Annotated in this window: 2 protein-coding genes; both read right to left on the reverse strand. The window is 58.8% G+C overall.

Annotated elements, in window-relative coordinates; translation table 11 throughout:
- Window positions 1-678, reverse strand: a 678-nt coding sequence (gene aroC / locus A3730_RS01715) for a chorismate synthase (RefSeq protein WP_063537339.1), incomplete at its 3' end; no start/stop codon positions are given.
- Window positions 679-773: 95 nt separating this feature from the next.
- A partial coding sequence (prmB, locus tag A3730_RS01720; RefSeq protein WP_197477220.1) for a 50S ribosomal protein L3 N(5)-glutamine methyltransferase occupies window positions 774-1696 on the reverse strand: 923 nt, incomplete at its 5' end.

The following is a 1696-nucleotide window of genomic DNA, read 5'->3' on the forward strand; positions in this document are numbered from 1 at the left end:
AATGCGATCAAAAACCGGCTCGCCCCAACCGGGCGGCACACCGTCGGCAAACACTTCCACGCGGGCACCGATGGAAGAGCCGTCTTTGCGCAGTGCATTGATCAGGTCTTCCAGGGCCGGCACCTTGCTCTCATCCGGGAAGAAGAACGGATTGTTGTTCACCGCCGACCAGTCACAGGACTCGGCCTTCACATCACCAATCCGGGTGCAGCCACCATAGATACGAATGCCCAGGCGCTGCTCCAGGAATTTGCGGGCAATGGCGCCGCCGGCCACGCGCATGGCCGTTTCCCGGGCAGAGGAACGTCCGCCGCCGCGATAATCACGGAAACCGTATTTCTGGGTGTAGGTGTAATCCGCATGGCCAGGCCNGAACGTGCCGGCGATGTTGGAGTAATCCTTGGATTTCTGGTCGGTATTCTCAATCAGCAAGCCAATGGACGTGCCGGTGGTCTTGCCTTCGAACACCCCGGAGAGGATTTTTACCTGATCCGGCTCGCGCCGCTGGGTGGTATAACGGCTGGTACCCGGCTTACGGCGGTCCAGCTCAACCTGCAGGTCCGCTTCACTGATTTCCAGGCCTGGGGGGCAACCGTCCACGATAGCGCCCAGGGCGGGGCCATGACTTTCACCGAAGGTGGTAATGCGAAAACGCTCACCGAAACTGTTACCGGACATGCTGCCCCTCTTAAAAAATTATTGAAATCAATGCTCTGCCACGAAAACCCGTTAAATCGCTTTAAGCTGACAAGGTGCTCTTCAGCAAGGCTGCCTCAATGAGCCAGCAGGTCATCACGGTATTCTAGCAGCTGTGCGCGGGTAAGCATGAACACCCCATGCCCGCCGCGCTCGAATTCGAACCAGAAAAACGGCACCTGGGGCCAAGCCGCCAGCATGGCCTCCCAACTGTTGCCCACTTCCACAATCAGCACACCGTCTTCAGTGAGCCGATCCGGTGCATCCAGTAACAGCTGGCGCGTGAAGTCGAGACCGTCATCTCCAGACGCCAGCGCCAGCTCCGGCTCATGGCGGTACTCATCTGGCAGATTCGCCATATCCTGGGCATCCACATAGGGCGGGTTGGAGACAATCAGGTCATAGGGGCCATCCACCGCGGCCAGCCCATCGGATTGTAGCGCCCGCACCTGTTCGCCAAGCCCATGACGCTGGATGTTTTCCTCACACACGGCCAGGGCCTCGGCACTGATATCACTGCCATCCACCTGCGCATGCTCAAACGCGTAGGCACAGGCAATCGCGATACAGCCACTACCGGTGCATAAATCCAGCACCCGATGCACTCGCTCAGGATCGACCCAGGGCGTAAAGGACTGCTCAATCAGCTCGGCCAGCGGCGAACGCGGTATCAGCACCCGCTCATCCACATAGAACGGCAGGCCGCAAAACCAGGCTTCATGGGTCAGATAAGGAACCGGGACACGATCATTCACCCGCTTAACCAGTTGACTCACATACCCACTGATTTCAGAGGGCAGCAAACGGGCATCGAGAATCCGAGGGTCACTCTGTAGAGGCAACGCCAGCTGATGCATCAACAGCGCCAGGGCTTCATCCCAGGGGTCATCGTTACCGTGGCCAAAGAACACCCCGCCACTGCGCAGCATGCTTTCGCCGAAACGCAAACAGTCGCGGACAGTTTGCAGGGCGGCCATGGCCTCATTCTGTTGTTGCGAAC

It is taken from the genome of Alcanivorax sp. HI0044, assembly GCF_001634945.1.